We start from the raw sequence: 25,626 nt of genomic DNA on the forward strand, positions 1-25,626 counted from the left end.
AACTTATGACGATCAAACTAACGGCACAGCAATTATCGATGAGATTTAAAGATCGAGTGCTATTTCACATCCCAGAACTCTCAATCGGTCCGAATGATGCTATCTACCTTAGAGGCGATAACGGGGTCGGAAAAACGACACTGCTCAAAATCATTTCCGGTTTACTTAAGCCATCTACTGGTCGGGTCATTGCGCCAAATGACAACGTAATACAACGGCTACTCCCTCGTAGCGGACGCCGCAATGTGGTTTACCTCCACCAATCACCTTATCTATTCGATGGCACTGTTTATCAAAACGTGGCTTATGGTATTCGCTATCAAAAAATGTCAAAACAAGATAAGCGCGCAAAAGTTATCAACGCGTTGCGCCGCGTGGGTTTAGAAACATTAGCTGATGAACACATCTCAGTCCTGTCTGGTGGCGAAAAGCAGCGAGTAGCAATGGCGAGAGCATGGATACTGACCCCTTCTATTTTACTGATGGATGAGCCCAGTGCCTCTCTTGATCAAGAGTCAATAGATAGACTAGTCAGCCTTGCAAAAGACTTGCTAAAAAAAGGCTCAAGCATTGTTGTTACTAGCCATCAGAAAAACGCCTTAACAGAATTATGTCGCAAACAGTGGTGGATAAAAGAATCAACTCTGATAGAGTCACCATTGTTACAAATCATTAATGATAAAGAGCAAGAGAGCACCTATGCTAAGACCAACGCAAACTAGTTGGGTCATTTTGGCTGGCGGTCAAGCCAGCCGCATGGGCGGCAAAGACAAAGGTCTTATCGAACTAAATAATAAGCCGCTAATTCTGCACGTTATTGAACGCTTGTCGCCACAAACCCCACAAATATTAATCAATGCCAACCGCAATCAAACTAAATATGCTGAGTTTGGTAGCGTATTTAGCGACCATTTTGCTGATTATCCCGGCCCGATGGGAGGTATTCACGCAGGATTAGTACATGCTAAAACCGAATGGGTTGGATTTGTGCCTTGTGATAGCCCAATGATCAGTTCGGATCTGGTAGAGCGTTTCTGCTCCCATGTTCAGCAAGACAGCGATATTCTGGTAGCCCACGATGGTTCACATCAACAACCTGTTTTTACGCTCTACCACAAACGTGTACTGCCAAAATTAACCGCATTCTTGGAGCGCGGTGACCGGAAAATTATTCTTCTTTATGATGAGTGCAACACGTCTTACGTTGACTTCAGCGATGAACCAAACTGCTTTGTAAACTTGAATACTCCACAAGAGTTGGAACAATTTGGAACTTTAGAATCATGACATCACGCCACCTAGTCCCTATTCTTGGATTTGCTGCTTACTCAGGCACTGGTAAAACAACCCTGATCGAAGCGCTATTACCAAAACTCACTGAAGCTGGTCTACGCATCGGTATGCTCAAGCACGCCCATCACAACTTTGATGTCGATAAACCAGGGAAAGACAGCTACCGCCTTCGTAAAGCGGGCGCGAGCCAAATGCTCATTTCATCACGTAACCGCTATGCATTAATGACAGAAACGCCGCAAGAAGAGTCTGAGTTTCACTACCTACTCTCGCGATTTGATCAACAGCAACTTGACGTTATCTTGGTTGAAGGCTGTAAAAACATCGCCTTTCCTAAAATCGAATTGCACCGTGATGAAGTCGGCAAACCTTGGCTTCACCCAAGTGATGACAACATCGTTGCAATCGCCGCTGACAGCCACGTTGAAACGACTCAATTACCACAACTTGATATCAATGATTTAGAGTCAATCACCCAGTTTATTTTGGATTTTGTTGCACGCAAAGGCGAAACAGACAAAGAAACTACGGGATCATCTTGTTGCGATACGCTCTCTCCTGCTTTTTTGTCTGTCGTCCAAGGTCAAGAGAAGATCTTGTCACTGGTTAATACTGTGGCTGAAACTGAAGCTTGCCCAATGCAACAAAGCTACTACCGCGTTTTAGCACAAGACATAGTGTCACCAGTGAATGTGCCACAGTATACTAATTCAGCGATGGACGGTTTTGCGATTCGAAGTGACGACTTGCAATGTCAAGACTACCAAGTGGTTGCTGAAGTGCTTGCAGGTCATGCATATGAGCATGAAGTTAAAAAAGGACAAGCGGTTAAAATAATGACTGGGGCACCAACTCCTTTAGGTGCTGACACAGTAGTGATGCGCGAACAAGCCGTTACAAATAGTGACCGCGTCACATTTGGTGAGGCAAATATCAAAGCTGGTCAGAATGTTCGCCAAGCGGGTGAAGACCTTGCGATTAGTCATGATGTATTTACCCAAGGTACTCGTATTGAATCAGCTGAAATGGGCATGCTGACATCACTTGGTTTTGCTGCAGCTCCTGTCTATCGTCAATTGAAAGTCGCAATATTCTCAACTGGTGATGAAGTACAAGCCCCCGGTAGTGAGCAAAAGCCCAATACAATTTACGATTCAAACCGCTTCGCGATTATGGGGCTGCTTGAAAAGCTGGGTTGTGAAATCATCGACTTCGGTATCTTAGAAGATAACGAACAAGTGATGATTGATGCCATTGAGCAAGCTAGCCAGCAAGCTGATGTAGTGATTACATCGGGTGGTGTTTCCGTTGGTGATGCCGACTATGTAAAATTGGCACTGGATAAACTCGGCCAAATTGATTTTTGGCGTATCAATATGCGCCCAGGTCGCCCACTGGCCTTTGGTCAAATTAATGATAAACCATTCTTTGGTTTGCCTGGAAATCCGGTTGCCGTCATGGTGTCCTTCATTAATTTTGTTGAGCCCGCTCTGCGCAAAATGCAGGGTGAAGTGAACTGGCAACCGCTCAAAGTAATGGCTATCGCCACCGAAGACTTGCGTTCACGCCAAGGTCGAACTGAATTCAGTCGCGGTGTTTATAACATTGATAGCGCAGGTCGGTTAACAGTACAAACTACTGGTAAACAAGGCTCTGGCATTTTGCGTTCAATGAGTGAAGCCAACTGTTTAATCGAAATCTCCCCGGCTGTAGACACAGTTAAAGTTGGAGAAAGCGTGACAATCATTCCGCTTCAAGGCAGAATCTAACCCATTCGAGACCAGTGAAACCGCTGGTCTTTACAATTAATATTAAGTAAGCAAATAGAGCACTATGGTTCGTATTATTCTTTATACCTACAAAGACGTTGATAAAACACTGACATTTTCTTACCAACAGCACCGCAACATCCATGAAGCCGTTGCAGAAGCTGAAGGCATCGATATCTCTGCATTTTTGAAGATGGAACAGCAAATTGAGCTGATTTCAGACACTAAAGCTGTGCGCAATTATCGTGACAACCATTTTAAGAAACTGGGTTTTACCAAGCTGACGCTACAGCAAAAAGAAAACCGTGGTGTAGGCAAGAAATAGTACGCCGTTAGTTTTCAGTATTACGTAAAAAGGGCTTCCGAATGGAAGCCCTTTTTATATCAAAATCAATTATTTGATATTTAAGAATGCAGCACCACGCACGCCACCTGAATCACCATGTTTTGCTTTAACAATTTTAGGGCATTTCGCGACAGAAAGAAGATGCTTAGGAATACGTTTTGGCATTTCTTCATAAATCATATCAAAATTTGATAGGCCACCACCGAGCACCACTACGTGAGGATCGTTCGCGGTAAACAAGTTGGCAAAACAAATGGCGAGTAGCTCCATAAAACGTTCTATATGTTCGACTGCTTTTGCCTCGCCCTCTGCTTGCGCATGGATGATATCAATTGCCTTTTTCTTCTCACCATAATAATGGCTATAAAGCAGTTCAAAGCCTCGACCAGAAAGGTAATTATCAATACAACCTTTCTTATCGCAGCCGCAATTAAATAGCGGTGCATTCTCACCGAGATGGAACCAAGCATCAATTGGCAGACGCATGTGCCCCATTTCGCCAGCAACATTGTTACGACCCGGGAAGACTTTACCGTCGTATATTAAGCCGCCACCAAAACCAGTACCTAGGATCACCCCCATCACTGAAGGGGCATCTTTTAATTCTTCATCCCATGCTTCTGACAATGCAAAACAGTTGGCGTCATTATCGATTCTTACGGTTCGACCAATTTTGGCTTCCAAATCTTTGCGTAGAGGTAAGCCTTTCGCCGCCGGAATATTAACCGTTAAGATGGTGCCATCATCGGCATCTTCCATACCTGGTAGACCTAAGCCAATCTTGCCTTCACACTTGAACTCTTGGTCATATTTACTGACCAAACCCGCAATAACTTCTAGTAATTCTTGATAATCACTTGTTGGGGTTGGTACGCGTTCCGTCGCAACTCGCTCTAGTTTCTCGTTGAATGCGCCAAATTCAATTTTAGTGCCGCCAACGTCAAAGCCGTAGTACATCTTATTCTCTCCCAGAATGTAATTCGAAAAATCTACACAAGAATCGCATCATTCTCATAACACAGAGGTTATGTTTCCTGAGCAACAACTGCTAATAATGACTATTAACAACTGATCGTCGACTAATATCAATGATCTGCATTCGTATTTTCGATCAAGAAGCGTTTTAATTCTGGTCTGGTTAAATCTGGCTTTATACGAGTCTTACTCAGTAGGTAAGTTTCTCGAAACACTCGGAACCAACCATCAAGCATATTCCCTGCTTGCGTCTCACCAAGTTGCTCTAATACTAAAATGGCAACTTCCGCAGTTGAGAGATGTTGCTCGTTTTCGGATTTTCTCATGATGTACTGTGAAATCGCTTGTGGTTGAATTGAAACAACTGGTAAACCATCAAGATACGGCGATTTTCGGAAGATACGCCTAGCTTCACGCCAACTGCCATCGAGCAAAATGATCAGCGGCTTTTTCTGCTCACCAAGGTTGGCAAGTGGTTGTATGACAATCCGAGTTTGATCATCAACATAATCGGCAGGAAAAACCAACAATGGTTGATAGTTTGGATTGTTAAGCAAGGCTAACATTTTTGGGTCGGGCTCAGTTCTGCTCCATTGAAATGCGTAACCCTCTTTGATGGTATCAAGGATTAATCGCCCGGTATTACTTGGCTTAAATACTTCGTTTTCAGACAGGATCAGCATCACTGCTACATCACAGTCAATCTCCGGCTGATGGGCGCACACACAGTATTTCACGGCGACTTGACAGTATTGGCAACGCTCTACTTTACTACCTCGTGCATTAAAAACTCGGGTCGAAAGTGCGCGGCGCTGTTGATATAAATGATGAAAGGCGTGGATTCTCATGCTGATTCAATGATAATAATGTTGAAGGCGACAAATTCTACTCACCTTCAGCGCTTATGCAAGGTGAAACGCTAAGGATGTTCAATGCAAAACCCAGATATGATCCGGCTAAGTTTTTTTCTATCGGTGCTTTTTCTCTGTGGTATTTGGGAATGGTTGGCTCCACGTAAACCCTTAACTCAAAACAAATGGCAACGCTGGTTGAACAACCTCGGCTTGGTTGGCTTTAACTCTTTGTGTTTGAGCTTGCTTATGCCTTTAATGGCGATCGAAACGGCGATCTGGGCGAATCAACAAGGCTACGGCTTACTTAATATACTTGCTCTTCCCTCAATGTTGGAAATCGTCATTGCGGTCTTGCTGCTGGATTTCGCTATCTACGTGCAACACGTCGTTTTCCACCGAGTGCCGTGGTTGTGGCGTCTACACCGTATGCACCATGCCGATCAAGATATTGATGTCACCACAGGTGCTCGTTTTCATCCAATTGAAATCATTCTATCTATGTGGATAAAAATGGCGGTTGTGATCAGTCTAGGCATCTCGCCTTTCGCTGTATTGATATTCGAAATTATTTTAAATGCCAGCGCGATGTTTAATCATAGCAATGCAAAATTGCCATTAAAGTTAGATGCTGTTCTACGTAGAACCATTGTCACGCCAGATATGCACCGTGTGCATCATTCGGTGGTCACTGAAGAAACGCACTCTAATTTTGGTTTTTTTCTGTCCATTTGGGATCGTGGATTTGGCACTTATCACGCTCAGCCTAAACTCGGACACGATAAAGTTCAAATTGGTATTGCTCAATTTAGAACACCACGAGAACAATGGCTCGATAAAATGCTCAGCCAACCGTTCAGACGAAAATAAAGGAGCCTATTGGCTCCTGTAGCGAAATGTATAACAAACCTATCCTACGCGTTTCAAGATGACCGCGATGCCCATGCCTCCGCCAATACATAAGGAAGCAAGCCCTAGAGTTTTACTGGAACGAATCAGCTCATAAACCAACGACGTCAGAACGCGCCCGCCCGACGCCCCTATTGGATGACCCAGCGCAATCGCACCACCATTGACGTTAGTTCGATCTCTAAACCATGGGTAGTCAACATCATGAGCATCAGCCAAACCTTTCATTACTCCGATTGCTTGCGCTGCAAAGGCTTCATTGAGTTCCAATCGATCTATGTCACTCAAGTTTAAATCGGCACGCTGTAGCGCTTGTTTGACGGCAGGGACAGGACCAAGTCCCATTACAGTAGGATCAACGCCTGCTTGTCCGACAGAAACTACTTCAACAAGGGGTATTAAGGCATGTTGTTCTATGGCTTGCTCACTGGCTAACATTAGAGCGGCTGCGCCATCATTAATACCCGATGCGTTGCCGGCCGTCACCGTTCCTTGTTGATCAAACGCAGGGCGAAGTGACGATAAGCTCTCAACGGTAGTACCAAACCTAGGCTGTTCATCGGTATCGAATTGAGTTGTTTTTTTCCGAGATTTAACCGTGACCGCGGTGATCTCTTGCTTGAATACGCCAGTTTGAATCGCCTTTTGGGCACGCTGTTGACTCAGGCTGGCGAACTCATCTTGCTCGCGGCGAGTAATGCCATACTTATTTGCAATATTCTCCGCCGTTATCCCCATATGGTAATCTTCAAACGCATCGGTTAACCCGTCTTTAAGCATGGTATCAACGAGCGACATATCGCCCATCTTATTCCCCTGCCGAGTATGACCATCCAAAACGAAAGGGGCATTACTCATACTTTCCATCCCAGCAGCGATGACCAGTTGGCTATCACCAGATTTGATGGCGTTATAGCCATTAAGGAGCGTCTTCATTCCACTGCCGCAAATCATATTTAACGTGTAGCTAGGCGTTGTCTTAGGTATGCCGCCCTGAATTGCAGCTTGTCGCCCTACGCCTTGCCCCAAACCAGCGCTAAGAACATTACCGGCAATAACTTCATCAATCAATTCTGCCTTAACGCCTGCCTGCTCAATCACAGCACGAATCGCAATAGCGCCAAGTTCAACCGCAGAGCACGAACTTAACCCACCCAAAAACGTGCCTACCGGCGTGCGCTTAGCAGCAACTATGTATACTTTGTTCGCCATATTACAACACCAACCCGCCATCAATCTTGAGTACTTGCCCCGTGATGAAGCTGGATTTGTTACTAGCAAGGAACTCCACGCCATTTGCGATATCGTCTGCTGTACCCATACGACCAAGTGGTGTTTTTGCTTTCATCATATCAAGTACTTTTTCAGGGAGATCGGCTGTCATGGGTGTTTCAACAAAGCCGGGGGCAACACAATTAGCCCTTACTTGCGCGCCTTTACGGGCAAATTCTTTCGCCCAACCTTTGGTCATGGCAATGACGCCACCTTTTGTTGCCGCGTAATTTGTTTGGCCAATATTGCCATCGGTTCCCACCACAGAAGACATGGTAACAATCGAGCCCGAATTATTTTCCATCATGATAGGGGCAATGACTTGGGTAAGGTTAAACACTCCTTTGAGGTTTACGTTTACCACCATATCCCAATCCTGCTCAGTCATTTTCTCAATCAAAGCATCGCGCGTAATACCCGCATTGTTCACTAATACGTCAATTTTTCCACAATCACGCAGGATCTGTTGAACTAGTGATTCGATCGCCAAACGATCGCAAATATCGACTACGATAGGTTTAACGTTGTCATTATCCATAAATGCTTTTGATAAAACCTCACCATTCATATCCAAGGCGTAAACCATGCTTGCGCCATTTAGTGCAAATCTCTCTACAATCGTACGACCAATTCCTTGAGCTGCGCCTGTCACTACGCAGATTTTGTTGTTAAACATATCTGTATCCTTGTTGGGCTTTGCAAAATGTAAACTAGTTCGACGCTATGTCTGCGTCTTAGATTAAATTCAATTCAAACTGTGGTTGGAATATAGCGCTGTCCATAATTTTCAATGATGGGCTGATAATGGGAATAAACGCCATTTGATTAAGGACATCTCGCTCCAAATCGACCCCTGGTGCAATTTCAGTTAACTCGAATCCTATTGCCGATAACCTAAACACCGCTCGCTCAGTAATATACATAACGGGTTTATCTGCACGTAAAGCCTGAGTAGCACTAAAAGTAATTTGTTCAACGGTCTCAATAAATTTGACTTGGCGACCTTCTTGGACAATCTGTAATTGTTGGTTATCGACTTCAACTTTCAATCCCTTCGCAGTAAAGGTTCCGCAAAAATAAACGCGTTTCGCATTTTGGGTAATGTTGATAAAACCGCCGCAACCTGCAATTTTGCTGCCGAACCGTGACACATTAATATCGCCGTATTGGTCGCATTGAGCGAGCCCAAGAAATGCTTGGTCAACACCGCCGCCATCATAGAAATCAAACATCTGATCCTGACTAATAATAGCTTGCGGTAAGCGACATGCACCGAAATCCAGCCCACTTTGGGGTTCACCACCTATGCCTCCGGGTTCGACAGTTAGTGTAAATTGATGCAAAACATCAGCTTGTTGCGCGACTTGCGCTATGTATTCTGGTGCACCAATGCCCAAATTCAATATCGAACCCGGCATCAACTCCATTGCAGCCCGGCGCGCAATAATAGTTTTGGCATCTAACACTTGTTTTACGCCACCCGCAGAGTTAGTGACACTGTCACCATCATTAGCCGCTCGGCCTACAAATTCTGGGTTCATCATGGTGGCGAAGGTTTGCATATGTTCTTGTGGATCGGAGCAAACTACGATGGCATCAACGAAAATACCGGGGATTTTGACCGCATGAGGGTCCAACTCACCCGATTTAACGACTCTTTTCACCTGAACAATGACTTTGCCACCATTGTTTTTCGCCGCTTGCGCCGCCGCTAAGCTTTCGACAATTAAGCATTCGTCTTCCATCGTGATATTGCCATTTTCATCAGCCGTGGTGCCGCGCAATATAGAAACGGTGACTGGAAGCTTGCGGTAAAATAGATACTCTTCGCCAGCCAACTCAATTACTTCTACCCAATTCTCTTTCGTTGCAGAGTTAATCTTTCCTCCATCGATTCTAGGGTCAACAAAGGTTCCAATGCCGACTTTGCTTAAGGTTCCTGGTTTACCGGCTGCAGTATCACGCAGTAAATGTGAAATAATACCTTGAGGTAAATTATAACCTTCGATCAAATTGTCGACTGCCAATTGCTGTAACTGAGGCACTAACCCCCAATGACCACCAATCGCGCATTTTACTAAACCTAACTGGGAAAGATGATTGATAGCGCGGGCTTGTCCATCCCCTTGACCCGCAGCAAACAGTAATGTGAGATCTCTTGGCGTTTGAGTTTGCGCAAAGCGTTCACCTATTGCCCGTTCTATGGCTTCAGGCACAACGCTTCCAATAAAACCACCTAACAAAACGGCATCGCCGTCGTTAATCCAGTTCGCCGCTTCTTCTGGGGTCAGTTTGGTTACCACGCTTCACCTTCCTTTGTGATAGTCGATCATATATACCCAAGTATTAGCTCAGAGAGAGTCTGTCACTTGGGTATACAATTATCTTAGACTGAGATGGCGTGCTTGTTAATTGCACAAATAGAGATTGTGAATTGCAGATATGAAATTATGCTGTGAGGTTTTTTACTCGCTCAAATAGATACTCTTTGAAGCGACTGCACCGTTCAGGCATCGGTGCTCTTGGTCGGTAATAAAGATCAATATCGAAACTGGCACACTGATAAGTGGGGAGTATATGCAGAAGATCGCCACACTTTAGTTTTTGATGAACTAACGAGTGCGGAAGGTAGGCAACACCTGCATGCCCCAACGCTAGATCTAACAGCATTTCACTGTTATCACACTCTAGAGTATCGCGAATGGTGACAATCTCTTGTTTGCCCTGTATTTCAAAGCTCCAACAGTTACCACCTAAAAGTGTTTGGGCATAGAGGCAACGATGTTTATTGAGGTCATCTGGACTTTCTGGCGTTCCGTGCTCAGCAAGATATTTTGGCGATGCACACAAATATAGAGGCTCTTGCAGTAATTGGCGTCGCACAAGTAACGAGTCCGGTGTTGGTTTATCTTCAAAGCTGCCACTAGCACGAAAAGCAAAGTCGATCAAAAGAGGGTCAAAATCACCCGCTTCAATGAAAATCCGAAAGTTTACTTTCGGGTACATCTCCATATATTCAGCGACAATTTTAGTTAAATATTGACGAGCAAACAAAGGCGTCGAAGAAAGACGAATTTCTCCCTGTTGTTTTTCAGCTAAGTTCTGCACTTCTTCACACAGACTGTTTATATCTGGAATCATAGGTGAGAAACGATCAAAGAGTAATTGTCCCGCCTGGGTTGCCACCAGCTGTCTGGTGCTTCGTTTAATTAGCTCTACCGACATGACTTCTTCTAATTCTCGTACCCAGCGGCTCCCAGCAGCTGCAGAGATGCCCTGCTGAGCGGATGCTTCACGGAAAGAACCAGTTTGAATTACCGCACATAAAAAGACGATCTTGTCTAAAATTGGTTGACGGCTCGAGAGTAAATTATTCGACATTAGTTCACCAACCCCTTTTGTAACGCCAACTTAACCAACGCCGCTGTGGAGGTAGCTCCAAGTTTTTTCTTAATGCGTAAGCGATGAGTTTCTACCGTTCGGACACTAATATGTAGGGTGTCGGCAATGTCTTTATTTCCCGCACCATTCACTATTGCTTTCAACACATCCGATTCTCGTTTTGATAAAGAGTCATCTTCAGGTTTAGGCTGTTCTGTAATTTGTTCGAGCAATCGATCTGAAGCTTGTGGGCAAAGGTAAGAACGCCCTTCCGCGACTTGATTGATCGCCATCACCAACTCTTCTGAACCAACATCTTTGAGTACATACCCTTTAGCTCCAGCCTTAACAGAACGTACAACATAGTCACGGCTATCATGCATTGAGAGCATAATTACAGCAGTATTCGAACGACTTTTCTCTAGCTTTTCGACCACTTCAATACCATTAAGATTTGGCATATTAATGTCGAGCAGCAAGACGTCTGGCTTTAATGCGAGCGTCGTTTCCAATGCTTGCGTTCCGGTTCCGACACAAGCAAGAATATCGAGATTATCTTCCATCTCTAAACGGGATTTAAGTCCATCTTGCATTAATCGGTGATCATCGGCGAGTACCAATCTAATCATATAAACTCCATGTTTAAGCTCACGCGCACTTCCGTTCCTTCATTTTGTTCGCTGGTCACTGTAAAAGTGCCTCCGATGGCTTGAATGCGCTCTCTCATATTTTGCAGCCCCATTTGCTCTTGGATAACCTGCTCATTTTTAGACGATTTCTTTGTTTTAGTTGGGATACCTTCTCCATCATCACTGATGGTTAACAGTAAAGTGCGCCCTTCCCGTTGCAATATGACATCAACACCTTGCGCATTCGCGTGTTTTTCCACGTTGTGCAACGACTCCTGCACCACCCGATACAATGTGGTTTCAATTTCAGGAACAAATTCTTCGTCTTCAATATCATGTTCAAACACCAACTCAAGCTGAGTTCGTTCTCGCAACCCATTGATGTAAGACTCAATCGCCGCAACTAAACCCAAATCATCAAGTTGTGGGGGTCTTAGATCTTGAGATATTCGGCGCAATTCGACAATAGCCTGCTCCATAGCGGCTTTACTCGCGTCTAGCTCTAATGTTTTCTTCGTGTCATTTTGTTGTTTAGAAACGTTGTCCAACCGATATTTTGCCGCAACCAAAAGTTGATTGACTCCATCGTGCAACTCTCGAGATACCCGTTGACGTTCGTTTTCCTGAGAATCGATAATCTGCTGATTCAAAATACTCAACTGCTCATTAGCCATACGACGAACACTTAGGTTTAACGATGCACCAAGCCCTGCAATCACCGAAACGGCGATAAGCATCAATCCAAACAGAGCGGTACTGGTTTTGCCAATATTCTGATCAAACCCCGTTTGCATGTGCGACACTTGGCGTTCGATGTCATCTAAGTACACGCCCGTTCCTATCATCCATTGCCACTTATCTAACGAGACCGCATAACTTAGCTTCTGCAGCGGCTCTTTTGTTGACGGTTTTTGCCAAAGATAGTCAACGAAGCCCCCGCCTTTTCGGCTCATTTTAATCAATTCTTGCAGTAGCTTTTTTCCCTGTACATCTTCTACTTCCCACCAGTTCATGCCGATTCTTTCTTTTTGATACGGAAGAACTAGAGCATCACCTTCCCAAGTATATGCAAAGAAGTATCCATCTTGTCCATACGTGAGCTGGCTCAATTTTTGAGCAACAATTTGCTTGGCAAATTTGGGCGTTAAAGTGTCATCAAGATAGTAAGGCTCGATACTTTTTACTGCCATTTCTACGTATTGTTTAAGCTCTTGTTTCTTTACCGCTAATATGTTGCTGCGCGTAAGCGCTACTTGATCACTAAGTAATTGTTTTGCTTGACCAAACAAAATACTTGCCACAATAACGACCACGACAATAAGCGGCACGATAGAGAGCAAAATAATGTTAATTGTAAGCCTTCTATTGCTAACAAATCCCATGTCCCCTCCACTATCTATACGTAGTATTACTGAATAATTAACGAACGTTTTGCACTTACTACCGATAAAATTTGCGCAATTTCCCTAATAGAGAACCAAAGAACACACATCTAAACTCAAGTGCAAATGTAACATTGCATTAACATCAATTACTACGCAACGTTCACATTTCTCGACAATAAAAAGGAATTAGCCTCTTAAAGGAGATAACCAATGAAACTGACGAAAGTTGCCATCGCTTCGGCTCTTGCACTTGCCGCTACTGGTCTTTCTGTTACCGCACAAGCAGCAGATAAAAAGATCCTACTGAAAACACCGATTGCTTTCGGTAGTCACCTGCCGGCGTTAGGCACACCAATCCAATGGTATGCCGATCGCATTACGCAAACTTCCGGCGGTACGGTCAAAATGAAGATCTACGAACCAGGAAAATTGGTTAGCCCTGCTGAAATATTAGACGCTGTTTCGACAGGTAAAGTAAATTCTGGTTACGCAACCGCCGGTTATTGGCAAGGGAAGTTACCCGCTTCTGCACTTTTTTCCGCAGTTCCATTTGGACCTGAAGCTGGTGAATATATGGCGTGGTTATTCTTTGGTAATGGCTTAAAGCTATATCAAGAAATGTATGACCAGGGCGGCTATAACGTAAAAGTCATTCCTTGCGCTATCATCTCACCTGAGACTTCAGGTTGGTTCAAAAAACCGATTGAAAAGCCAGAAGACCTTAAAGGGCTAAACATGCGCTTCTTTGGTTTAGGTGCATCGGTAATGGAAAAACTTGGTGTGGGTACAGTGCAACTACCCGGTGGCGAAATCTTTGGCGCACTTGAAAAAGGTGCGATCGATGCATCTGAATTCTCACAGCCAGCTATCGATGAGCGCTTAGGTTTCCATAAAGTGGCCAAATATAACTACTTCCCAGGTTGGCATCAGCAATCGACCGTATTTGAACTGCTAATAAACAAAGATACTTGGGGTCAAATGAGCTCTGCACAGCAATCCGCTGTCGAAACCACTTGTATGGCAACGATGACTTACTCAATCGCCGAAGGCGAAGCTCTGCAATACTCTGCAATGGAAAAAGCCAAAGCAAACGGTGTTGAAATTCGCTACTGGAACGACGAGATGCTAACCCTATTTGAATCAACTTGGATGGAAGTCGTTGATGAAAAGAAAAACGCAGATCCGTTCTTTGACAAAGTATGGAAAGACCTGAGTGAATTCCGCAAAGGTTACTCATTATGGGAAGCGAACGCGTTCTTACCTCGCGCGACTCATAACCAATAATCCCTCTTAATTGGAATGACCGATAAGTGCTATCGGTCATTTGTTGTAAGGAGTGCCCAATGAGTAAGGTGTTATATTCCCCCCCAAATCCCCCTTTCTATTCCCAAATAGATAAAGCGATTATCGCAGTAAGCAAAGTGTTTGCATGGACGAACCTTGCACTTGTTGCCGTAATTGTTATTCAAGTTGTTTTACGCAAAGTGTTCTCCAATGGTCAAATTTCATTAGAAGAACTTCAGTGGCACTTATATGCAACGGCTGTAATGTTTGGAACCGCGTACGCACAAGTCACTAATCTACATGTGCGCGTTGATCTGTTTTATCACAACTTTTCCAAACGGAAAAAAGCCTTGGTCGATATCGTAGGATTACTCTTTCTTGCGATGCCGTTTGTTGTTGTTGTCATTCTTCATTCCTATGACTTCGCTTATGAATCATGGCGGGTAAATGAAAGCTCTGCATCGCCGTCTGGTCTCCCTTACCGTTGGTTGATAAAGAGTGTGATCCCACTGAGCTTTACGATGCTACTACTCTCCATGCTAGCTACCGTGCTACGTAATTTAGATACCCTATTTAAAGGAGCAAACCATGGAAGCAAATGAGTGGATCGTGATTGCCATGTTTGGCTCTTTTATACTGCTGTTGTTCACTGGTATACCTGTCGCTTACGTGCTTGGTGGTATTGGTATAGCGTTTGCCGCAGTGGGCTATTTTGCCGATATCTACCTTGATACTTTTACTGGGCTAGATTACACCAGCCTCGGATTGGTGGTTAACCGAATCTATAAAATCATGGATAACTGGATATTGGTTGCGCTACCCATGTTTATCTTTATGGGCAATATGCTTGATAAGTCAGGCATTGCTGAAAAATTAATGTCATCAATGCAGGCGTTGTTCGGCAAAGTACATGGTGGTTTAGCCGTTACGGTGATGGCGATCGGCATTATACTCGCCGCTTCTACTGGTATTATTGGTGCGTCGGTTGTACTACTTACTGTCATGTCGCTACCAAGTATGATGAGACAGGGCTACCACCTACCCTTAGCACTTGGTACCGTCGCTTCAGCGGGGACGCTCGGCATCTTACTCCCACCGTCCATCATGCTGGTGATCATGGCTGATCAACTGGGGTTGTCCGTTGGTGATTTGTTCATGGGTGCCATCTTTCCTGGTTTGTTGTTGGGTAGTCTATATATAACTTATATATTGATTGTCGGTAAGATTCATCCCCACAAAGCGCCTATTCCAGAAAACGTTGAATCCGTTGATTGGAGATTAATCCTACAAGTTTTCAAAGATATAACACCAACTCTAATGCTCATTCTATGTGTGCTTGGGTCCATTTTTGCAGGCGTCGCGACACCTACCGAGGCTTCAGGGATTGGGGCTCTAGGTGCAACTCTACTTGCCGCCTACAATCGCAAACTCAACTTTAAAGTTCTCAAAGAAGTATTACTCGCATCGTACGGAACCACAGCTTACATCTTTATGATTTTCTTAGGTGCATCTTGTTTTGCGTTAGTTCTACGAGAGTTGGGCGGTGACGAACTGATTGAATCGTTCCTAAGTGGGTTGCCATTTGGACCATATGGGATCATCGCATTCATTTTGTTGATAGTATTTATGCTTGGCTTCTTCCTTGACTGGATCGAAATTACGCTCATCGCCTTGCCGCTATTGGCACCGGTGATCTCAAGCTTAGGAATTGAGCTTGATGGCCATGGAGTTGTCGATAACCCGAGTCTGGTTTGGTTCGTTATGCTGGTAGCAATGGCATTGCAAACCAGTTTCTTGACCCCACCCGTTGGTTTTGCCTTGTTCTATCTTAAAGGGGTATGCCCGGAAGGTGTTGCGCTAAAAGATATCTATCGCGGCGTTATTCCGTTTATCCTCATTCAATTAGTCGCTTTGGCGTGTTTGATTATGTGGCCACAACTGGTACTTTGGCTGCCAAGTGTTGCCTATGGCTAGCTAGTCAATATAGAAATAGACCATTGATTAGTCGTCAAAAAGGAGCCTCATGGCTCCTTTTCTATTTGCCGCTATCACCAAGCATCGGTGTTAAGCAAAACGGTACTTGTGCAACATGGTCTGTTGTTCGCGGGCAATCAGAGATACTTGTTGTGAACTTTCTAACATAGATTCGAGCTGTGTTTTTGTCTCATCACCCTGTTCAGTTACATGAACAATAGCCTGGCTTACTTCCCCTGTCGCCCTTTGCTGTTGTTCTGTAGCTACAGCAATTTGCTCAAAGCGACTTCTAATCATGCAGACCGAATGCTCAATGTCTTTAAAAGTATGTTTCACGTTCTCATTCGATGCCAGAGCAAAGTGCATTTCATGCCGCGTACTTTCAACCGCTCTTCGTGATTGCTCCGCTGATTCAACAAGTTCATTCATGCGTGCACGAATATTCGTCGTCTGCTGCGAGGTATCACTGGCTAATTTTCGAACCTCATCCGCAACGACAGCAAACCCACGCCCTTGCTCCCCAGCCCTCGCGGCTTCAATTGCTGCATTTAGAGCCAACAAATTAGTGTTATCTGCAATCCCTGAAATGAGGTCCACCATTTCACGAATTTGCTTAACTCGTCCATCGAGCTCAACCATAGCTTCTTCATTGATATTCAATGTCGCTTCAAGTGACTGTAATCGGGTATAGCTTTGTTCCACAGCCAAAACACCATTACTAGTATGTTCAGTCGCTAGCTTTGATTCATCATAAGATTGACTGGCGACCGAAGCGATCTCACGAATAGACACTTCCAGTTGATTGATCGTCGCTGCCATACTAGTTAATGCTTGGTGTTGCCGAGCGATACTTTCATTAGAACAACCCGCTGCATTGTAGCTAATCTCTGCGGTTTGATAGAGAGTCTCACAATTTCTTGTCACACTGACTAGTGAATCACTGGTTGATTCAATTAGTCGATTCAACTTGTTGCCAATTTGCTTCATTTCATCTGGACCTTTGAGCGAGACTGTCGCGCATAGGTCATGCTGCATCACTTTATTCAAGTTAACCAAGATTTGTTTCAAGCTCAATTGAAGCCACTTTTTCAACATGAACCAAAGAGCGAAGATCAATGCCGTAAAGATGATACTAACCATGCTCAATGTAGTATTAACTGAGGAGATGGTTTTCTTCACCACTGACTCGTTATTTTCAATCAAGCCTTCCGCGGTTAATGTGATTTCATTGAGAGTCTGAATGGTCTGTGTAGCAATAAACTGAACTTCAGCAATTTGAACTTGCTGCTGTTCAAATAACGCTAACTTAGCCAAAATTTGTTGAAGGACACCTTGTTGTTCAAAACCAGATTTAACCATTTCGTAAGGTGTATTGAGGCTAGAAAACTGTGAAATATCAGGATGCAACTCAGAAAAGTCGTCATACGCTAAGTTGATGCCCGCTATTCTATTCCTCATTTCTTTGTATTCTTGCTCTGCTTTGACTAAGTTCGTCTGCATCATCATGACGAGAAAGGTACTTTCCATTGAACTCGCACTCGAAATAAACCGGTTTGCAGCGTCAAAGGATTCAGGGTTATCAACAGAAAGAAACGAACTGATTCGATTCATCTCAGGGCCTATGGAACTGAGACCATATCGGAAACTTATCACCTCGGAGTCTATTTCATCTTGCATTTGAAGTAGGCGTTGTTGAATACTGATTATTTGATTGGTTAAATGATTTAACCGTTCAAGATTAACATTGAGTTGTGATTGTTGTGAGTTAGATATGGCTTGGTTGAAGTTCTGCGCAATACTGAACACCTGTTTACTATGATCATGCGTGCTTTTAATCAGTTGTTCTACCCTAGTCCTATTGTTCTTTAGTGCTTCAGGCGTCGTCACTTGTGTTGCATAACTCAATAGTTTCGTTTGTTCTAACAAAGACTGGGTCAACTTGGCATTAGTGGCTGAAAGCGGTAAGGCTTTATCTGACAACGTAGTAAAATGTCTACCTACTTCTTCTAAGCCACGATTACTGATCACGGATAAGCCAACCAATAAACAAAGGAAGCAGAGAAACACTGCGCTGATTGATTGGATTAGTGATATGGATAGATTGGTATTATTTGAGTTTGTCATGGCACCCTAGCACTGATTCATACGAAAGTTTATCGAACTCAGTCTAGGAACTCTTTATTACATTATAATGTCATTAACAGGCTAGAAATTTCATGGTTAACAGCAATTTATTTGCCCAACATCGACATCGAGTCTCTCTCTTAGCTATCGTGCTAGCTCTAGGGGCATGCAGCAATCAACCGACAATGAATCGTTCCACCCCACTAACGGCTTACGAACAAGTTCAACGTCATTCCTTTCTTGATTTCTATCAAGAGTGGCAAGGTGTTCCCTATCGACTAGGCGGGATGTCATTTAATGGTATCGACTGTTCAGCATTAGTAAAACTAGCCTACCAAGACACAGCGTCAGTTACATTGCCAAGAACAACTGCATTACAATCGAATATCGGGATTGAAGTTGATTACAATAACGCCAAAGTTGGTGATCTGTTTTTTTTCAAGACATCTTTAACAAGTCGCCATGTGGGGATCTATCTAGGCAACAAGCAGTTTATGCATGCATCTACATCGAAAGGCGTAATGCTATCAAGAATTGATAACCCATATTGGGCAGATGTATTTTGGCAAGTCAGGCGAGTTAACACTCGCCTGTAAACTTAAAAACGCGGGCGATCTATTTAGCCTAGTCGTACTTCGCTACTGCTGTATCAAATAGATTTTTTACCAATGCTATATATTCATCTAGAAAAGCGATCTGCTCGTTGGTCGCAGGTCGAGTCCAAGTGCCAGCAAGCACTTCGCCTAGATCCGCCACGACCGAATCTGCTTCTTTAAGCAGTTTAAATCTAACGCTAGAATGCAACTCAGGGTTCTGTTCAAAGATTGCCATGATGTTTGACGCAACCATATCAGTCACTACATCTTCGATACTCTCTTCACCTGTATCGCCATCTTCAGTAGAAAATATATCGAGATTGGATGCAAGATACTCAATTAAAGCCAAGTATCCCTCTGTCTCCACAACCATTTTCTCTCCAAATCATAAGGGTTATTAACTTTTTCTATACTAAGGTAATTGAGCAAGAATAAGCAACCGTTGGTCAAATGAGTAGTAATTATTGCTGTGTGTCCGACAGTTTAAGGGAATTTCCTCTAATAAATCACAATATACTCTTGATATTATTCAACTTGGGCGTCTGCCCGAATGAACTCTGGGATATTCGTCGCCATCAAGCTATTAATGATGCTAGCGGTTTGGCACCAAAAAAGCCACATTCCCCTTTAGACACGACAGTTATTCTTTTCAAACTCAAGTGCCAGTCATTGTGGGCATTGTTCACAAATTAACCTTTTTAATTAGGGGATTAGGGCAAATGATTGAAATCTTTGCTGTATGAATCGGAATTGCGCTTTTCTATCTCCTACAATATGTAAATGAATGGGCAAAGTTAGGGGTTGATTATGTGGCAAGCTATTTCGGAGCAATTGTCAGAGACACTCATGTTCTCTTTCGTCATTCGAGAAAAAACCAAGCTGACTGGCGGGGATATAAGTGAAAGCTATATGATTAGCGATGGGGAACAACGCTATTTCGTCAAAATCAATAACAGGGCTTTTCTACCTAACTTCGAGATAGAGTCGGAGAATATTCGCAGCTTACGAGAGACTAGGACAGTATTTGTACCGGAGCGGGTCGATATTGGTCATTCAAAGCACAATTCCTTCCTCATTCTTAATTACCTTTCGACCAAACCGTTAGAGAGTGGCGACTCAAGTTACACATTTGGACGCCAATTGGCTGAGCTCCACCTTTGGGGTGAGCAAAAAGAGTTTGGCTTCGATCAAGACAACTATATTGGCAACACCATTCAGCCCAACCAGTGGGATAGAAAGTGGGCTCGTTTTTTTGCAGAACAGAGAATTGGTTGGCAGTTACAATTAATTAAAGAGAAAGGTGTCACGCTGGTTAATATCACTGACTTTACTCATCTAATTCAAGATCTGCTTTCTAACCACCAACCTCGCCCCTCTCTATTACATGGTGATTTATGGCATGGCAACGTCGCTAACTCCGCATTCGGTCCCATCTGCTTTGACCCATCGAGCTATTGGGGCGATCGTGAGTGTGATATTGCAATGACAGAACTTTTTGGCGGTTTTCAACCTGAGTTCTATCAAGGCTATGAAAGTATTGCTCCATTAAACTTAGGTTATAGCGAGCGCAAAAACATCTACAATCTCTACCATATTTTAAACCACTATAATTTATTTGGTGGGCACTACTTAGATGAAGCACAACAATTGATAGAACGAATACAAGCGTACTAGATATTTTTACATTTAGTCATAATTTACAATCAGTTAGATCAGTTTCAAACAAGTGGTTTTGTGGGTTAACTCATTGTATTTGGTTAATAACTGAGATCTTCAGCCAAAATTTATGGTCGCAGTCAAACTTTGTACTTAATTCACAACCATTACTAACTTAGATGCTTAACATTTGTAGTGAGCAAGATTGAAGTGACGTAAATTTAGGTTGTCACAAGAAGTAAACTACGAGGTAAAGTCTATGCGCAATTTCAAAGATAAAATGGTTTCCTGCCCGCATTGCGGTCATTCCATCGGCATTACCCTCGACGCATCAAACGGTAATCAAAATTTTTATGATGATTGTCCAGCTTGCTGTAACGCCATTCACTTTAACATGGTAGTTAATGAACAGATGGATTCCATCGAATTAACTATCGATGCTGATGACGAGCAGATTTTCTAGACAAAATCGCTTCGAAAAGTGGCAAAGAGGACAAAAAGAGCGCTTAGGCGCTCTTTTTTAATATTCACTGACCTGTCCGAAATCGAATGACAGATAAGATGAGCAAAGACTTAACTATCGTTCTAAAGGTCGATGCCAATTCATTTTTTAATTGATCAAGCAGTAATCTTTACGATAGGCACTATTAATTGCGTTATAAGTGTTTCAAAATGCGATTACGATAAAATTGGTATAACAGGAGAGCCATTAATGTTCACGGGTATAATTCAGTCTGTTGCTCTTATCTCATCAATAAGTGACTATCAAGGTATCAGAACTTTTAACATTTCGTTTGAACAAGGTTTCTGCAAAGACTTAGAAGTTGGGGCTAGTGTTGCCGTTGACGGTGTCTGCTTAACTGCCACTGAAATAGTAACTCCTATACAAGTTAAGTTTGATGTAATGTTAAAAAGCCTTGAGATAACGACTCTTAGTGAATACAAGCAGAATCAAAAAATCAATGTAGAACGAGCTGCAAAAGATGGCGCTGAAATCGGTGGACATCCACTATCTGGGCACGTTGATTTCAAAACATCAGTACTAGATGTACAGCAAATAGATGATAACTACCGTGTACGTATTTCTACGCCACGTGAATGGATTAAATACATTTTTCCGAAAGGCTACATAGCTCTCAACGGTGCAAGCTTGACTGTATCGGATGTAAATAAAAATGAAGGCTGGTTTGATGTTTGGCTCATCCCGGAAACTCGTAGAATGACTACATTCGAAGATAAGCAAAGTGGCTCAAATATCAATGTTGAAATTGAGCGTGGTACTCAAGTAGTTGTTGATACTGTGCGTGATGCTATTAACGAAAAGATGGGCGCTTTGATGCCATTATTTGAGAAATTCTTAGCTTCAAATAACGCAGATATTGATTCTATAGGTCAAGCAGCCCAGAGAGCACTCTCCGACTCTGATAAGCAATAACAACTTTAATAAGCTAGGGTAAGTCACCCTAGCTTCAGCGCGCGCCGACGCACCAATTGTAAGACCTTCACCAAGTAAATCTTCGAGTCAAATTTTGTCGGTTTGAAAGTAGAGTTTTTGTTAGAGCAACGGCTTTAGCCATACTTGCAACGATACCGTAAACATCGATTATCTGACTGTTTGAATCCTTATTGCTTAAATAAACTTAAAACAAAAGACGATTCGAATAGATTCTGTATAATGCGCTGGATCTCAAGCACCTGAGTAAAGATTAAGTCGTTCTTTTCCCTTTCTGGAGTCCTTCACGTGCATCGTTATAAACAAGAAGCCACTACATTAATTAAGTTGGCAACCCCCGTCCTTATTGCCTCTGTTGCACAAACTGGTATGGGTTTTGTCGATACTGTTATGGCTGGCGGCGTTAGTGCTACCGATATGGCTGCAGTATCAATTGCGTCAAGCATTTGGCTACCTTCAATCCTGTTCGGTGTTGGTCTCCTAATGGCATTAGTACCTGTCGTGGCTCAGCTAAATGGCTCAGCCAAATATCAAAAGATTCCTTACGAAGTACAGCAAGGCATCTTCATGGCGTTGTTCATTTCGGTTCCCATTATCGGCGTCTTATTTCAAACCCAATATATATTGCAGCTAATGGATGTTGAAGCCTCAATGGGCAACAAAACCATTGGTTATATGAATGCAGTTATGTTCGCCGTACCAGCGTATCTGTTATTTCAAGCGTTACGTTGTTTTACTGATGGTTTATCTCTCACCAAACCCGCAATGTTTATCGGTTTTATTGGCTTGTTGTGCAACATCCCACTCAACTGGATCTTTGTTTACGGTAAGTTTGGCGCCCCAGCTCTAGGCGGTGTCGGTTGTGGTGTTGCCACTGCAATTGTGTATTGGTTGATGTTTGGACTGATACTGCTTTATGTTTTGACAGCAAAGCGTGTATCGTACATTAAGCTGTTTGCTACGATTCATAAACCTAACTTCAAAGCGCAACTTCGCCTGTTTAAATTAGGTTTTCCTGTTGCAGCAGCACTGTTCTTCGAAGTAACTCTGTTTGCCGTCGTCGCTCTCTTAATTGCGCCTTTAGGACCAATGATTGTCGCTGCACACCAAGTTGCGATTAACTTTTCGTCTCTAATTTTTATGTTGCCTATGAGTATTGGGGTTGCCACCAGCATTCGTGTTGGTTATCGACTAGGGGAAAACGACGTAGACAAGGCTAGAGTGGCGTCACGTATTGGTTTGATGGTCGCACTCGCGATGGCGTTATTTACTGCGTCGTTTACTATTATCATGCGCGAACAAATTGCCTTACTTTATACAAATAACCCTGAAGTTATTGAAATTGCTCTACAGCTGTTATTACTTGCAGCAATTTATCAATGTACTGATGCCATTCAGGTGGTTGCGGCGGCTGCGCTACGTGGTTACAAAGATATGGCGGCAATTTTCAAATGTACCTTTATCGCGTACTGGGTAATTGGTTTGCCAATTGGCTACATTCTTGCGATGACAGACTGGCTCGTTGAACCTCTTGGCGTCCATGGATTCTGGTACGGCTTTCTAGCGGGTTTATCTTCAGCAGCAATAATGCTAGGAATGCGACTACGTTGGATGCACAAGCAACCTGAAGAATTTCAACTTGGTTCACTAGAACAGTAAGCTACTCTACACTTATTAAGGGTCAGCATTGCTGACCTTTTTTAATCCTATTCCCATTAATAACGGACAACACTTTTCAGCGATATCTCTTCAACCGTACTACTCCACCCGAGTACGTAGATAACGAGCAAATCTAGGTAAATCGCCACTGGTGAATCCATTGTGGCGAAATGTAATCGTTGCTCCAATCGCAGGAGGTTGTCTCCTTTGTTGATCAGTAAAGCCACTGCCAATGTAGAATTGTTTTCCGTCGCGCCATTCAACTAGCACAGCTCCTAACATACCTTTGTATTTACCGGTGCCCACTTTGTAGCCTAAAACTACCGCCTCATCATCATGATGACGTTTAAGCTTGAGTAGATCGGAGCTACGTCCAGCTTGATATCGGCTGGTAATCTTACGCAGCATGATCCCTTCGCCATTGGAATGATCGACACTATCCAAATAGCTAAATAATTCCTGTTCGGATTGAATGGGTTGATGATCAATATACTCAATATATGGCAAATTTAACTGCTCTACGAGATAGACCAAGTTGTAGTAGCGCTTAGCGTAATCACCTGCGGCATGGGGTAAATCGAACAACATGAAATGGATCTGCCTCCAAGCCTTATCTTTTGGTTTATGATCCAAAACCGTTTGCTGCACAATGTGGAAATTACCTCGCCCAGCCCAAAGCTCTCCTTCTACTGGGTAGTCAGGCAGTGGGTCACTAAACCATTTTGGCACGTGGATGTGCCTACCATTACGAGTGGTTAGTGATTTTCCATCCCATATGGCACGGATACCATCTAGTTTCTCACTTTGCCAATACTCGGCGACATCAATACCCTGTTGATAGTGATGAGCTAAAACAACGGGTATAACATTCTGTTTCTTCTCTTGTTCATCGGCGTTGGTGTGCAAGGCAATCAACAAACTACTGGCTATTATGGTCAGTTTTATCTGCAAAATTTGCTCCGAATTTTATGTCCACCAATATTGAACACATAAAATATCGCAACTCAATTGAGACAGAGTATTAATCTAGCCTCGTATGGCTCTCAAAACAGATCTGTTGTTTGGTCCGATTTAGATTTGTTTATTTTCCTATATAGAGAATTGTCCAGTGTTGAAGGCACGCTTCATCTTGTAGTAGTCAACATAAGCTTGAAATTAGCGAGGTCACAGCCAGAACAACATGTTTTTATTTTTCGGTTAGGTTGGTTCGGTTCTGGAAATGTTCATGCGCCGACTCTGAAATATCACACCCTAGATAGTTTCGTCCCAAGTTTTGTGCCGCGACTAACGTTGATCCCGAGCCAAAAAACGGGTCTACAACCAATTCACCTTTTGTGCTGCTTTGAGATATAAGTGTTTCTATCAGTTGCACGGGCTTTTCTGTCGGGTATCCGCGGTAAACTCGTTTAAACTCAAGAATATCGGCTATTGCCAAATCATTTAGTTTTCGTTTGCCTTTTTCAAAGAAGAGAATGTATTCATGGCGAGATCGATAGTGATAGCCCATGCCTATGGAAACTTTGTCCCAAATAATGGGTTTCCAGAATTTAAACCCAACGCTTTCTGCTATTGGTTTAATCAAAAACATGGTTTCTTGATCGCAGAACAAATAAAAATGTGCGTTTTTATTTAGTACTCGGTATATCTCTTTTAATAACCGTTCAAATCGCTCATTGGGAAAGATTTCAAACCACTGATTACTTGATGATTTACTCACTTTAAGTCGCGTTGTCGTGCCAATTTTTCTATGTTTCTCTAGTGATTCATAAGGAGGGTCGGTAATCAAAAGATCAACGCTCGCATCTGCGAGTGTTGAAAGCCAATTCACTGCATCATCTTTATATATTTGCATCAAACCTCTACACAGCAAACTAGTGCATTTTGCTAAACGTTAGAGGCTACACCTTTCCCCAGATGGTAGCAATCAATGCAGCCCCTCTGAGAATCAGTAGAGTTCAATCCATTCTTATCATTACGATTGGTATCCTACTGCTACTTTCGCACATAATTTAATTGGTATCTCAACTAATTGAAAAAATTGATCTATTCTTAATATATACAAAAAATCGA

The 25,626-nt window shown here is 43.1% G+C and carries 25 protein-coding genes; 13 read left to right on the forward strand and 12 right to left on the reverse strand.

The features are described from left to right. Positions 1-5 precede the first annotated feature (5 nt). The 4 genes from L4C38_RS09665 (at position 6) to L4C38_RS09680 (ending at position 3,387) form a co-directional block, all read left to right on the forward strand. A complete protein-coding gene (locus L4C38_RS09665) occupies positions 6-722 on the forward strand; it encodes an energy-coupling factor ABC transporter ATP-binding protein (RefSeq protein ID WP_428797343.1) in 717 nt (238 codons plus the stop codon). Continuing rightward, a complete protein-coding gene (gene mobA, locus L4C38_RS09670) occupies positions 700-1,287 on the forward strand; it encodes a molybdenum cofactor guanylyltransferase MobA (RefSeq protein ID WP_428797344.1) in 588 nt (195 codons plus the stop codon). The genes L4C38_RS09665 and mobA overlap by 23 nt, the downstream gene beginning before the upstream one ends. Continuing rightward, on the forward strand, positions 1,284-3,062 hold the full coding sequence (locus L4C38_RS09675) for a bifunctional molybdopterin-guanine dinucleotide biosynthesis adaptor protein MobB/molybdopterin molybdotransferase MoeA (RefSeq protein ID WP_428797345.1): 1,779 nt from the start codon (positions 1,284-1,286) through the stop codon (positions 3,060-3,062). Before mobA ends, L4C38_RS09675 begins: the two co-directional genes overlap by 4 nt. A gap of 64 nt (positions 3,063-3,126) precedes the next feature. After that, on the forward strand, positions 3,127-3,387 hold the full coding sequence (locus L4C38_RS09680) for a DUF2960 family protein (RefSeq protein ID WP_428797346.1): 261 nt from the start codon (positions 3,127-3,129) through the stop codon (positions 3,385-3,387). A 69-nt stretch (positions 3,388-3,456) separates the two neighbouring features. Here L4C38_RS09680 and nagK read toward each other — a convergent pair whose 3' ends face one another. Beyond that, positions 3,457-4,365: an N-acetylglucosamine kinase gene (gene nagK, locus L4C38_RS09685; RefSeq protein WP_428797347.1), complete on the reverse strand. Its 909-nt coding sequence runs from the start codon at positions 4,363-4,365 to the stop codon at positions 3,457-3,459. Between the two features lie 128 nt (positions 4,366-4,493). Further along, positions 4,494-5,231: a tRNA-uridine aminocarboxypropyltransferase gene (locus L4C38_RS09690; RefSeq protein WP_428797348.1), complete on the reverse strand. Its 738-nt coding sequence runs from the start codon at positions 5,229-5,231 to the stop codon at positions 4,494-4,496. An 84-nt stretch (positions 5,232-5,315) separates the two neighbouring features. Here L4C38_RS09690 and L4C38_RS09695 point away from each other — a divergent pair, with 84 nt between their 5' ends. Then, a complete protein-coding gene (locus L4C38_RS09695) occupies positions 5,316-6,104 on the forward strand; it encodes a sterol desaturase family protein (RefSeq protein WP_428797349.1) in 789 nt (262 codons plus the stop codon). A gap of 39 nt (positions 6,105-6,143) precedes the next feature. On the opposite strand, the gene L4C38_RS09700 is transcribed toward L4C38_RS09695, so the two are convergent. From L4C38_RS09700 to L4C38_RS09725, 6 genes are all read right to left on the reverse strand, one after another. Beyond that, positions 6,144-7,355, reverse strand: a complete 1,212-nt coding sequence (locus L4C38_RS09700; RefSeq protein WP_428797350.1) for an acetyl-CoA C-acetyltransferase — start codon at positions 7,353-7,355, stop codon at positions 6,144-6,146. A gap of 1 nt (position 7,356) precedes the next feature. After that, entirely contained in the window at positions 7,357-8,091 is a 735-nt protein-coding gene (gene fabG / locus L4C38_RS09705; protein WP_428797351.1) for a 3-oxoacyl-ACP reductase FabG, read from the reverse strand. Positions 8,092-8,149: 58 nt separating this feature from the next. Further along, on the reverse strand, positions 8,150-9,718 hold the full coding sequence (locus L4C38_RS09710) for an acyl CoA:acetate/3-ketoacid CoA transferase (protein WP_428797352.1): 1,569 nt from the start codon (positions 9,716-9,718) through the stop codon (positions 8,150-8,152). A 145-nt stretch (positions 9,719-9,863) separates the two neighbouring features. Further along, on the reverse strand, positions 9,864-10,796 hold the full coding sequence (locus tag L4C38_RS09715; protein WP_428797353.1) for a LysR family transcriptional regulator: 933 nt from the start codon (positions 10,794-10,796) through the stop codon (positions 9,864-9,866). After that, positions 10,796-11,425, reverse strand: coding sequence for a response regulator (locus L4C38_RS09720; RefSeq protein WP_428797354.1), 630 nt, complete (start codon positions 11,423-11,425; stop codon positions 10,796-10,798). The genes L4C38_RS09715 and L4C38_RS09720 overlap by 1 nt, the downstream gene beginning before the upstream one ends. Beyond that, positions 11,422-12,807, reverse strand: a complete 1,386-nt coding sequence (locus tag L4C38_RS09725; RefSeq protein ID WP_428797355.1) for a cache domain-containing protein — start codon at positions 12,805-12,807, stop codon at positions 11,422-11,424. The genes L4C38_RS09720 and L4C38_RS09725 overlap by 4 nt, the downstream gene beginning before the upstream one ends. A gap of 213 nt (positions 12,808-13,020) precedes the next feature. Here L4C38_RS09725 and L4C38_RS09730 point away from each other — a divergent pair, with 213 nt between their 5' ends. Genes L4C38_RS09730 through L4C38_RS09740 form a run of 3 tightly spaced genes read left to right on the forward strand, consistent with a single transcriptional unit; the run spans position 13,021 to position 16,068 of the window. Further along, complete coding sequence (locus L4C38_RS09730; RefSeq protein WP_428797356.1) at positions 13,021-14,094, forward strand: TRAP transporter substrate-binding protein; 1,074 nt, start codon at positions 13,021-13,023, stop codon at positions 14,092-14,094. Between the two features lie 59 nt (positions 14,095-14,153). Beyond that, positions 14,154-14,696, forward strand: a complete 543-nt coding sequence (locus L4C38_RS09735; RefSeq protein ID WP_428797357.1) for a TRAP transporter small permease subunit — start codon at positions 14,154-14,156, stop codon at positions 14,694-14,696. Next, complete coding sequence (locus L4C38_RS09740; RefSeq protein WP_428797358.1) at positions 14,683-16,068, forward strand: TRAP transporter large permease; 1,386 nt, start codon at positions 14,683-14,685, stop codon at positions 16,066-16,068. Before L4C38_RS09735 ends, L4C38_RS09740 begins: the two co-directional genes overlap by 14 nt. 90 nt (positions 16,069-16,158) lie before the next feature. Here L4C38_RS09740 and L4C38_RS09745 read toward each other — a convergent pair whose 3' ends face one another. Next, the gene (locus L4C38_RS09745) at positions 16,159-18,192 is read right to left on the reverse strand and encodes a methyl-accepting chemotaxis protein (RefSeq protein WP_428797359.1); all 2,034 of its coding nucleotides are present in this window, start codon (positions 18,190-18,192) and stop codon (positions 16,159-16,161) included. 92 nt (positions 18,193-18,284) lie between these two features. Here L4C38_RS09745 and L4C38_RS09750 point away from each other — a divergent pair, with 92 nt between their 5' ends. Further along, positions 18,285-18,788 (forward strand): C40 family peptidase, encoded by a 504-nt coding sequence (locus tag L4C38_RS09750; RefSeq protein WP_428797360.1) that lies wholly within the window; start codon positions 18,285-18,287, stop codon positions 18,786-18,788. 28 nt (positions 18,789-18,816) lie between these two features. Here the strand turns inward: L4C38_RS09750 and L4C38_RS09755 are convergent, their stop codons facing one another. Continuing rightward, positions 18,817-19,161: a DUF3802 family protein gene (locus tag L4C38_RS09755; protein ID WP_428797361.1), complete on the reverse strand. Its 345-nt coding sequence runs from the start codon at positions 19,159-19,161 to the stop codon at positions 18,817-18,819. Between the two features lie 434 nt (positions 19,162-19,595). Between L4C38_RS09755 and L4C38_RS09760 the strand changes: the two genes are divergently transcribed. From L4C38_RS09760 to L4C38_RS09775, 4 genes are all read left to right on the forward strand, one after another. Further along, complete coding sequence (locus tag L4C38_RS09760; protein ID WP_428797362.1) at positions 19,596-20,462, forward strand: fructosamine kinase family protein; 867 nt, start codon at positions 19,596-19,598, stop codon at positions 20,460-20,462. Positions 20,463-20,703: 241 nt separating this feature from the next. Next, positions 20,704-20,907 carry a CPXCG motif-containing cysteine-rich protein gene (locus L4C38_RS09765; protein ID WP_428797363.1) on the forward strand — a complete coding sequence of 68 codons (204 nt, stop codon included), beginning with the start codon at positions 20,704-20,706 and terminating at the stop codon, positions 20,905-20,907. Positions 20,908-21,156: 249 nt separating this feature from the next. Further along, positions 21,157-21,879, forward strand: a complete 723-nt coding sequence (locus tag L4C38_RS09770) for a riboflavin synthase subunit alpha (protein WP_428797364.1) — start codon at positions 21,157-21,159, stop codon at positions 21,877-21,879. Between the two features lie 306 nt (positions 21,880-22,185). After that, a complete protein-coding gene (locus tag L4C38_RS09775; RefSeq protein ID WP_428797365.1) occupies positions 22,186-23,556 on the forward strand; it encodes an MATE family efflux transporter in 1,371 nt (456 codons plus the stop codon). A 99-nt stretch (positions 23,557-23,655) separates the two neighbouring features. Here the strand turns inward: L4C38_RS09775 and L4C38_RS09780 are convergent, their stop codons facing one another. Beyond that, positions 23,656-24,507, reverse strand: a complete 852-nt coding sequence (locus L4C38_RS09780; RefSeq protein WP_428797366.1) for a DNA ligase — start codon at positions 24,505-24,507, stop codon at positions 23,656-23,658. Between the two features lie 235 nt (positions 24,508-24,742). Further along, positions 24,743-25,408, reverse strand: a complete 666-nt coding sequence (locus L4C38_RS09785) for a DNA-methyltransferase (RefSeq protein ID WP_428797367.1) — start codon at positions 25,406-25,408, stop codon at positions 24,743-24,745. Between the last annotated feature and the right edge of the window lie 218 nt (positions 25,409-25,626).

The sequence above is a fragment of the Vibrio kasasachensis genome (assembly GCF_050337565.1).
GTDB lineage: Bacteria > Pseudomonadota > Gammaproteobacteria > Enterobacterales > Vibrionaceae > Vibrio > Vibrio kasasachensis.

Bases quoted from the DNA above. Each gene is read 5' to 3' on its own strand.
- fabG (WP_428797351.1), bottom strand. From the start codon at position 8,091: ATGTTTAACAACAAAATCTGCGTAGTGACAGGCGCAGCTCAAGGAATT.
- L4C38_RS09755 (WP_428797361.1), bottom strand. From the start codon at position 19,161: ATGGTTGTGGAGACAGAGGGATACTTGGCTTTAATTGAGTATCTTGCA.
- L4C38_RS09730 (WP_428797356.1), top strand. From the start codon at position 13,021: ATGAAACTGACGAAAGTTGCCATCGCTTCGGCTCTTGCACTTGCCGCT.
- L4C38_RS09680 (WP_428797346.1), top strand. From the start codon at position 3,127: ATGGTTCGTATTATTCTTTATACCTACAAAGACGTTGATAAAACACTG.
- L4C38_RS09745 (WP_428797359.1), bottom strand. From the start codon at position 18,192: ATGACAAACTCAAATAATACCAATCTATCCATATCACTAATCCAATCA.
- L4C38_RS09695 (WP_428797349.1), top strand. From the start codon at position 5,316: ATGCAAAACCCAGATATGATCCGGCTAAGTTTTTTTCTATCGGTGCTT.
- L4C38_RS09770 (WP_428797364.1), top strand. From the start codon at position 21,157: ATGTTCACGGGTATAATTCAGTCTGTTGCTCTTATCTCATCAATAAGT.
- L4C38_RS09750 (WP_428797360.1), top strand. From the start codon at position 18,285: ATGGTTAACAGCAATTTATTTGCCCAACATCGACATCGAGTCTCTCTC.
- L4C38_RS09760 (WP_428797362.1), top strand. From the start codon at position 19,596: ATGTGGCAAGCTATTTCGGAGCAATTGTCAGAGACACTCATGTTCTCT.
- L4C38_RS09740 (WP_428797358.1), top strand. From the start codon at position 14,683: ATGGAAGCAAATGAGTGGATCGTGATTGCCATGTTTGGCTCTTTTATA.
- L4C38_RS09700 (WP_428797350.1), bottom strand. From the start codon at position 7,355: ATGGCGAACAAAGTATACATAGTTGCTGCTAAGCGCACGCCGGTAGGC.
- L4C38_RS09690 (WP_428797348.1), bottom strand. From the start codon at position 5,231: ATGAGAATCCACGCCTTTCATCATTTATATCAACAGCGCCGCGCACTT.
- L4C38_RS09720 (WP_428797354.1), bottom strand. From the start codon at position 11,425: ATGATTAGATTGGTACTCGCCGATGATCACCGATTAATGCAAGATGGA.
- mobA (WP_428797344.1), top strand. From the start codon at position 700: ATGCTAAGACCAACGCAAACTAGTTGGGTCATTTTGGCTGGCGGTCAA.
- L4C38_RS09715 (WP_428797353.1), bottom strand. From the start codon at position 10,796: ATGTCGAATAATTTACTCTCGAGCCGTCAACCAATTTTAGACAAGATC.
- L4C38_RS09665 (WP_428797343.1), top strand. From the start codon at position 6: ATGACGATCAAACTAACGGCACAGCAATTATCGATGAGATTTAAAGAT.
- L4C38_RS09675 (WP_428797345.1), top strand. From the start codon at position 1,284: ATGACATCACGCCACCTAGTCCCTATTCTTGGATTTGCTGCTTACTCA.
- L4C38_RS09735 (WP_428797357.1), top strand. From the start codon at position 14,154: ATGAGTAAGGTGTTATATTCCCCCCCAAATCCCCCTTTCTATTCCCAA.
- L4C38_RS09785 (WP_428797367.1), bottom strand. From the start codon at position 25,408: ATGCAAATATATAAAGATGATGCAGTGAATTGGCTTTCAACACTCGCA.
- L4C38_RS09765 (WP_428797363.1), top strand. From the start codon at position 20,704: ATGCGCAATTTCAAAGATAAAATGGTTTCCTGCCCGCATTGCGGTCAT.
- L4C38_RS09725 (WP_428797355.1), bottom strand. From the start codon at position 12,807: ATGGGATTTGTTAGCAATAGAAGGCTTACAATTAACATTATTTTGCTC.
- nagK (WP_428797347.1), bottom strand. From the start codon at position 4,365: ATGTACTACGGCTTTGACGTTGGCGGCACTAAAATTGAATTTGGCGCA.